Raw genomic sequence first — 7998 nt, 5'->3', positions numbered from 1 at the left:
CGCGGCGGGTTCGCCGCCCCGCTTGCGGGGCGCTGGTCCCGGCGCGCCGGGACGCGGGGCAAGCCCCGCGGCGAACCCACCGCGTAAAACTTATGTAACCTCGCCTGGGGCGCGTGGGGAAAGGAGCGCAAGCATGGCGGAACCGGCGCAGTCGGCCGCACTTAGCGAGAGCCTTCAGGATTACGTGGAGGCGGTGTACCTGCTGGTCCAGCGTCACGGCGTGGCGCGGATGCGAGACATTGCGGGCCTGGTGGGAGTCGGCAAGTCCTCGGCCACGGGCGCGATCCGGGCGCTCGCGGAGCGGGGTCTGGTGAACTACGACCCGTATCAGTACGTGACGCTCACGGAGAAGGGAGAGGCGGCGGGGCGCGAGGTGGCGCGGCGCCACCGGATTCTGAAACAGTTTCTGACGGAGGTGCTGGCGGTTCCGGAGGCGGAAGCGGAGGGCGTCGCATGCAAGATGGAGCATGCGATCAAGGGTGCGGTGCTCGCGAGGTTCGTGCGGTTCCTCCAGTTCGTGGGGCAGCAATCGGAGTCGGGCGGGTCGTGGGCTGAAGCGTTCGACGCCTTTTGCGAATCAGCGGAAACCGGAGAGGACGCCGCGACGGACGCCAAGGAAACAGAGGGAGAGACTCGGCCATGACGGGACGCGAAGAGAGCGGCGCGAACGGGTCGGTGGCGCTGTCGGGCCTGGCGGACGGGGCGCGGGCGCGCCTCGTGCGGGTGGAGGCGGGCCACGGACTGCGGTCGCGGTTGACGGCCATGGGCTTGAGGCCGGGCGTCGAGGTCCGGGTGGTGAACAACCGCGGGGCGGGGCCGTTCGTCGTGGCGGTCGAGGGGACGCGGATCGTGCTGGGGCGCGGGATGGCGCACAAGGTCTACGTTGTGCCGGCGCCGGCGGGCTAGTACTACAACGCCACTTGGCCCTTTGCGCGGTGGGTCTCCGCACCCACCGCGCGAGAAATAGCGTTCTTGGCCCGTGGCGCGGCGGGTACGGAGACCCGCCGCGCAAACTGGCGTTGTAGTGCTAGTTGGCACGGAGGCGCAGGGTTTTCGGGCGAGGTTGGCAATGGACACGGTGATGCCGCAGACGGGCGACCCAATGCCTCAGAGGCTGCGCGTCGCGCTGGCGGGCAATCCGAACGCCGGCAAGACCACCCTTTTCAACAATCTGACGGGAGGGCGGCAGCACGTCGGCAATTACCCGGGCGTGACGGTGGAGCGGAAGGAGGGGGTGCGCGTCCACGGCGGCATACGCCTCCAGGTTGTGGACCTGCCGGGGACGTACAGCCTGACGGCCTACACGGAGGACGAGATCGTGGCGCGCGACTTCGTGATCGACGCGCACCCGGACGTGGTGGTGGACATCGTGGACGCGTCGAACCTGGAGCGGAACCTGTACCTGGCGGTGCAGTTGCTGGAGTTGGGCGTGCCGATGGTCGTGGCCCTGAACATGAGCGACGTGGCGAAGGCGCGCGGATACGCGATCGACCTGGCGAAGTTGTCGGCGCTGCTGGGCGACGTGCCGCTCGTGCCGACGGTCGGGCACCGCCGCGAGGGAACGCGCCAACTCCTGGACGCGATCGTCGCCGTGGGGACGGGGGCGCACCGGGTCCGGCGGGTGCCGATCGCGTACGGCTGGGAGGTGGAGGACGAGGTCGAGAAACTGGCCGCGCTCTTGGAGCCGGAGGCGGAGCATCTGGCCCCTCAGGAGCCGGCGTGGGTGGCACTGAAACTCGTGGAGGGCGACGCGCGGGTGCGGGACCGCGTGCGGGCGCAGTGCGAGGGCGCCAAGGGGATCCTGGAGGCGGCGGAGGCGTCGGTCCGGCACCTGGAGGGTGTTTTTGGGGACAGCCCGGAAACGGTCATCGCGGACCGGCGATACGGGTTCATCAGCGGGGCGTGCCAGGAGGCGGTGCGTCGGACGATCGAGTCGCGGCACGAGATGTCGGACCGGATCGACGCGCTGCTGACGCACCCGGTGCTGGGGCTGCCGATCTTCCTTGGGCTGATGTACCTGGTTTTCTGGGCGACGTTTCGCTTGAGCGAGTGGCCGATGCGGTGGCTCGAGACGGGGTTCGGGCGCCTCGGGGCGGCGGTGAGCGGCCTGTGGGCGCCCGGTGCCGAGAGCCCCCTGCAGTCGCTCCTCGTGGACGGGGTGATCGGGGGCGTGGGCGGCGTCATCGTTTTTCTGCCGAACATTCTGATTCTGTTCCTGGCGATCGCGATCCTGGAAGACTCCGGTTACATGGCGCGGGCGGCGTTCATAATGGACCGGTGGATGCACAAGATCGGTCTTCACGGGAAGAGTTTCATTCCGATGCTGATCGGTTTCGGGTGCACGGTGCCGGCGATCCTGGCGACGCGGGTGCTGGAGAGCCGGCGCGACCGCTTGGTCACGATGCTCATTCTGCCGCTGATGAGTTGCGGGGCGCGGTTGACGATCTACGCGCTCCTGATTCCCGCGTTTTTTGCGGAGCGTCTCCGCGCGCCGGTGCTGTGGGCGATGTACCTAGTGGGGATTGCGGCGGCGGCGGGGCTGGCGAAATTGCTCCGCGCGACGCTCTTTCGGGGCGAGGCGACGCCGTTCGTCATGGAACTTCCGCCGTATCGGATGCCGACGCTGCGGAGCGCGGCGATCCACATGGGGGTCCGCGGCTGGATGTACTTGAGGAAGGCGGGGACGCTGATCCTGGGCGCGTCGGTGTGCATGTGGGCGCTGACGAGTTACCCGAAGCCGCCGGCCGGGGCGCTCGCCGCAACGGAGGGCGCCTCGCGGGCGTCGGCGCTCGATTATTCGGTCGCCGGCCGGATCGGCCGGGCGCTCGAACCGGTCACGCGCCCTCTGGGGTTTGACGGGCGCGTGAACACGGCGATGCTCGGGGCCTTTGCCGCTAAGGAGGTCTTCGTCGCCGACATGGGGATCGTCTTTTCGTTGGGCGAGGAGGCGACCGACGATGGTGGGGCGGCCGAATCGCTCCGGCAGCGCCTCCGCGAGACCTACACGCCGCTTCAGGGCGTCTCCATCATGCTGTTTTGCCTGCTCGGGTTTCCGTGCATGGCGACGGCGGCGGTGATGGCCAGCGAGAGCGGGTCGGCCAAATGGATGCTGCTTCAGTGGGGCGGCCTGACGGTTTTTGCGTACACGGTGTGCCTTCTGGTGTACCAGGTCGGCCGCCTGGCGGGCCTTGGGACGAGGTGAACGATGGGCGTTCTTGAGACGATTGGGGTGGTCGCGATTGTGTCGGCGATGGCTGCGCTGGTCCGCGACGGCAGGTTCGCCGCCCCGCTTGCGGGGCGCTGGCTGTTTGCAGCGCGGGGCAAGCCCCGCGGCGAACCTGCCGGCGGGGACGTCGAGGGTGACGGGGGCAAAATTGAGGATGCCGACGACGCCGGCGCGGACGAGTTCGTCGGCGGCGGCTTGAGCGGCCTCGGCGGGGAGGGCGAGAATGGCCAGGGGGATCTGGAGTCGGCGGACCTGGGTGACGAGGTCGGCGATGTCCTGGACGACGAGGTCGCCGGCGCGGTGTCCGATCTTGGCGAGGTCGGCGTCGAAGACGGCTTCGATCTTGAAGGCTTTGCGTCGAAAACCGCGGTACGAGACCAGGGCGTGGCCGAGGTTGCCGAATCCGACCAGCGCCAGGCGCCAGGTGCGGTCCGTGCCGAGAATCGCCCGGAGTTTGGGGATCAGTTCCCGGACGGGGTATCCGACGCCGGGCCGGCCGAACGTCCCGAAGTAGGCGAGGTCCTTTCGGACCTGGGCGTCCTTGAGGCCGAGGGAGCGGGCGAGGTCGTGGCTGGAGACGGTTTCGACGCCGTCGGCATCGAGGGATTCGAGCCGCCTCAAATAGAGCGGGAGCCGGTGGGCGACGGTTTTGGGGATGGTCGGCTTCACGGTTCCTCTCCGGCGCCAGACGTGCGAGCCGGAGTTTACCGCCCCCGGGGGCGCCCGGGCAAGGTAAAAGGCTTGACACTTTTTGCGGAGGCCATTACGGTAAACATAGCCCCTGGGGAACGTTGCGGGCGGCGAAGCGCTCCGGAAGGAGACGTTCATGAGACGAATCGTGCTGTTGGTGGCGGCGATGGTGGTCGTGGCGCCGGCGGGTTTCGCCCGGGCCCAGGGAAGCGGGCTGGAGGACCTGTACGGCAAGACGACGATCGGGGAATCGGATCGGCAGCTGATCCGGGCGTGGTTGGCGCCGCGCGTGGCGGCACTCACGGCGAGCACGGACCCGGAACTGAAGCGGATGGTGGCGGCTCGCCAGGAGATCGTCGCGGCGGGTCGGGTGGATCCGACGCGGTCGGCGGCGTTCGCGCAGGCGTTCGGGGAGGAAGCGATTGCGGCCCTGGAGGCGATTGGCAAGCAGGCGCTGAGCCAGGAGGCGCGCGTCAACTACCTCATGACGGTGGCGGAACTTCGGCGCATCGAAGGGATTCCGGTGCTCTTGAAGGCGCTCAGGACGGACCAGTATGCGGCGTCGCGGTACTGGGCGGCGGAGGGGCTGGACCTGGTGTCCGTCGTGGTGGTCGAGCGCGTGCTGCCGAGGCTCGAGGAGGAGATTGCCGCCGGGGCGAACAAGGCGTTCGACACGGAGACGAACGGGCTGACACTGATGTATCTGTTCACGGCGTTGGGGCGATTCGACCACGAGACAGCGCACGACGCGCTGGCGTCGGGGGCGGCGGGGGTGTCGATGCGGCTGAAGGCGTCGGACCCGATGGTGGCCCGGGCGCTGGTGGATGCGGTTCGCTCGCTCCAGGGCGCGTACGCGTCGGACGTGCGGCCGGAGGGGAAGACGCGGGTCCTCGGCGCGCTGGCGGTGCTGTGCGCGTGGGTGATGCCGCCGGTGGGGGATCCGAACCTCATGCCGGCGCTGAACGCGTCGCTCGAAAAAATTACGAACGAGCAGGTGGGTTTTTCGGCGGGCTTGGATCCGGTGATGCAGAAAGTGGCGTTGGTGGAATGGATCGAGTGGCTGGTGGGGCACAAGCAGATTGCGAAGCGCCCGTCGCTGCCGCCCGCCGTGGAGAAGGCCGTGGAGTCGGCGAAGCGCCGGCGGAGCGTGTCGCCGGCTCCGGCCGAAGGCGTGGCCCCGAAGCCTTGAGGTTTGGCATTTCGTTCTCGCGTCGGTGGTCCGGCGCCAAAGGGGGTCCGTGCGGCACGAGGGGGCCTCGGACGACGGGCCGCGCGGCGGCGGCGCCGACGGGGCCGGACAATTCCCTATGCGCAGGTTCCTTCCAGCACTCGCCTTGCCGGTTGCCGTGGTGGCCGCCGTGGCGGTATTAGCCTACCGCATGCAGGGTCCTGAGGCAGACCTTGTCTGGACCGCCGTGGGCGAGGTGGCGACGCTCGACCCGGCGCGGATGACGGCCTTGCATGACGGCCGGGTGGCGGCCGCGCTTTTTGAAGGGTTGACGGTCCTCGACGCGCGAGACCTGGAGCCTTGGCCTGGTGTCGCGGAGCGGTGGGACATTTCAGACGATCGCCTGAGGTACACGTTTGACCTGCGAGCGGACGCGCGGTGGAGCGACGGGCGGTCGGTGACGGCGGAGGATTTCGCGTACGCGTGGCGGCGGGCGCTCGATCCGGAGATGGCGGCCGAATACGCCTACATGCTCTTCCCGATCCGGGGGGCGAAGGCCTACTATAAAGCCGCGGCCAAGAAGCGGAACGAAGAGCAGAAGGCCGCGCTTTGGTCCGAGGTGGGTATCCGCGTGGAAGGGCCTCGGCGGCTGGTGGTGGAGTTGGAGCGGCCGACGGCGTACTTTCTGGACCTCGTGGCGTTTTCGACCTATCTGCCGGTCCGGCGCGACGTCGTGGAATCCTGGGGCGATCGCTGGACCTTTCCGCCGCACCTCATTTCCAACGGGGCGTATCGTCTGACCGAGTGGCGGTTCCAGTCGCGGATGCGATGGGAAAAGAATCCCTACTATTGGAATGCCGGGGCGGTGGCCCTCGAACGCATCGAGGTCCGCGTCTATGAGGAGCCGAACACGGCGCTCGTGGCCTACGAGACCGGCGAGATTGACCTGACGATGAGCGTGCCGGCGCTGGCGAAGACGCCGCTCCTGGAGGCGAGCCTGGCGGGGCGGCGACGCGACGTGCTAAACGTGGCGAACCTGGGAACATACTTCTACCGGTTCAACTGCACGAAGGGGGCGCTGGCGGACGCGCGGGTGCGTCGGGCGCTGGCGCTGGCGCTCGACCGCCGGGAGATCGTGGACCGCGCGGCCCGCGGGGGCCAGACGCCGGCGACGGTGCTCGTGCCGCCGGGAATGGCGGGTTACGAGTCGCCGAAGGGTCAGGCGGAGAGCGTGGAGGAGGCGCGGCGTCTGCTGGCGGAGGCGGGGTACGCGGGCGGCGAGGGTCTGCCCGAGTTCGCTCTCCTGGTGAACAAGGGCGGCGAGGCGCACGTCGCCGCCGCGGAGATGGTGCAGCAGCAGTGGCGCGACCGGATCGGCGTCCGGACGCGGATCGAGCAGGTCGAGTGGAAGGTGTTTCTCGACCGCGTGCACGGCCTGGACTATGAGATCGCACGGGGGGGGTGGTACGGCGACTATGTGGACCCGAATACGTTTCTCGACATGTTCGTCACCGGGGGCGGGAACAACGACACGGGCTGGTCGAATGGGGAGTACGACGCCTTGATTGAGCGGGCGGCGAACGAGACGGACGCGGCGGCGCGAGCGCGGACGCTCGCCGAGGCCGAGGCGATCCTCTTGGCCGAAACGCCGATCGTGCCGATCTACTTCTACACGACGGTGATCCTCGTGCGGCCGGGCCTCGTGGGGGTGGAACCGAACCTGCTGAACCGGACTGACTTTGGCCGGCTTTCGTGGCGGCGAGGCGGGTAACTCCTCGCCCTACAGCGCCACTTTGCGCGGCGGGTCTCCGTACCCGCCGCGCAAGGCCAGTAACAAGGCCGGAACGTCGGTTTCGTGCGCGGTGGGTGCGGAGACCCACCGCGCAGAAGGGTCAAGTGGCGCTGTAGTGCTCGAGGGGCGAGAGAGGAGGGGGCGAATGACCCTTTTGCACGAGTACCAGGACGGGACGTCGTATCGGCGCGGGCGGATGCCGGCGAAGGATCCGCACTGGGGCCGAAGCGTCCCGCCGTACAAATCCTACGTCGAGGGGGGCGCCGAGACGGTGGCGCTCGAGCGCCCCGGGCGGTTGCCGAAGGCCGACCTGTGGGAGGTGCTTCGCCATCGCCGGAGCCGGCGTGAGTTTTCAGCCGAGCCACTTACGCAAGAATCGTTATTTCTACTGTTGTGGTCTGCGCAGGGTATCACGGCGGGCGGACCGTGGGCGCTTCGGACGGCGCCGTCGGCCGGGGCGCTTTATCCGGTGGAGACGTATGTGGCGGTGGCGCGGGTGGAAGGCGTCGAGCCGGGCCTGTATCACTGGGAGTTGCCGGAGGAGCGGTTGGCGCTGGTGGCGGCTCGGGAAGACGTCGGCGAGGCCGCCTGCCGGGCGTGCCTGGACCAGGAGATGGCGGCGTCGGCGCCGGCGACGTTCGTGTGGACCGCTGTCTGGGGCCGCAGCGCCCAGAAGTACGGCGACCGGGCGCTGCGGTACGCCTACCTGGACGCGGGGCATCTGGCGGAGAACCTGCACCTGGCGGCCGAGGCGCTCGGGCTGGGGGCTTGCATGATCGGGGCGTTTCTGGACGATGAGATGAACGCGCTGGCGGGCGTGGACGGGCTGGAAGAGTCGGTGATCTACGCGGCGTGCGTGGGCCTGCCGGCCTAGTGCTACTACGCTACAAGGAAGGTTTGGACAGGTGGCTGTTGGAAGTCATCAAGCAGCCCAAAGGGCTGCCACAACAGAGCCCAGGGCATCGCCCTGGGTAAACGAGAGGTACAAACCGGGTACATGGTTGACAGAATAATCCGGGCACATGGTTGACAGGTTGCCGATGGATGGGCGAAAGGAGCGACGCCCATGCCATGGAAGGAGACCTGTCCCATGAAGGAACGTTCGCGGTTTGTGGTCGAGCA

6 protein-coding genes are annotated in these 7998 nt (G+C 68.5%); all 6 read left to right on the top strand.

What is annotated here, in order from left to right:
- Positions 1 to 133: 133 nt before the first annotated feature.
- The 6 genes from NTX40_11060 (at position 134) to NTX40_11035 (ending at position 7750) form a co-directional block, all read left to right on the top strand.
- Positions 134 to 643 carry a metal-dependent transcriptional regulator gene (locus tag NTX40_11060; protein MCX5649613.1) on the top strand — a complete coding sequence of 170 codons (510 nt, stop codon included), beginning with the start codon at positions 134 to 136 and terminating at the stop codon, positions 641 to 643.
- On the top strand, positions 640 to 906 hold the full coding sequence (locus NTX40_11055; protein ID MCX5649612.1) for a FeoA family protein: 267 nt from the start codon (positions 640 to 642) through the stop codon (positions 904 to 906). Before NTX40_11060 ends, NTX40_11055 begins: the two co-directional genes overlap by 4 nt.
- A 163-nt stretch (positions 907 to 1069) precedes the next feature.
- On the top strand, positions 1070 to 3202 hold the full coding sequence (gene feoB / locus NTX40_11050; GenBank protein MCX5649611.1) for a ferrous iron transport protein B: 2133 nt from the start codon (positions 1070 to 1072) through the stop codon (positions 3200 to 3202).
- Positions 3203 to 4052: 850 nt separating this feature from the next.
- Positions 4053 to 5105: a hypothetical protein gene (locus NTX40_11045; GenBank protein ID MCX5649610.1), complete on the top strand. Its 1053-nt coding sequence runs from the start codon at positions 4053 to 4055 to the stop codon at positions 5103 to 5105.
- A 118-nt stretch (positions 5106 to 5223) separates the two neighbouring features.
- Positions 5224 to 6855 carry a peptide ABC transporter substrate-binding protein gene (locus tag NTX40_11040; GenBank protein MCX5649609.1) on the top strand — a complete coding sequence of 544 codons (1632 nt, stop codon included), beginning with the start codon at positions 5224 to 5226 and terminating at the stop codon, positions 6853 to 6855.
- Between the two features lie 166 nt (positions 6856 to 7021).
- Positions 7022 to 7750 carry a SagB/ThcOx family dehydrogenase gene (locus NTX40_11035; GenBank protein MCX5649608.1) on the top strand — a complete coding sequence of 243 codons (729 nt, stop codon included), beginning with the start codon at positions 7022 to 7024 and terminating at the stop codon, positions 7748 to 7750.
- Positions 7751 to 7998: the final 248 nt, after the last annotated feature.

It is taken from the genome of Planctomycetota bacterium (assembly GCA_026387035.1).
Lineage (GTDB): Bacteria > Planctomycetota > Phycisphaerae > FEN-1346 > FEN-1346 > JAPLMM01.
Note: the sequence above shows the minus strand (reverse complement) of the source record. Positions and strands in the feature narration are given on the sequence as shown.

Bases quoted from the DNA above. Each gene is read 5' to 3' on its own strand.
- NTX40_11055 (MCX5649612.1), top strand. From the start codon at position 640: ATGACGGGACGCGAAGAGAGCGGCGCGAACGGGTCGGTGGCGCTGTCG.
- NTX40_11035 (MCX5649608.1), top strand. From the start codon at position 7,022: ATGACCCTTTTGCACGAGTACCAGGACGGGACGTCGTATCGGCGCGGG.
- feoB (MCX5649611.1), top strand. From the start codon at position 1,070: ATGGACACGGTGATGCCGCAGACGGGCGACCCAATGCCTCAGAGGCTG.
- NTX40_11040 (MCX5649609.1), top strand. From the start codon at position 5,224: ATGCGCAGGTTCCTTCCAGCACTCGCCTTGCCGGTTGCCGTGGTGGCC.
- NTX40_11060 (MCX5649613.1), top strand. From the start codon at position 134: ATGGCGGAACCGGCGCAGTCGGCCGCACTTAGCGAGAGCCTTCAGGAT.
- NTX40_11045 (MCX5649610.1), top strand. From the start codon at position 4,053: ATGAGACGAATCGTGCTGTTGGTGGCGGCGATGGTGGTCGTGGCGCCG.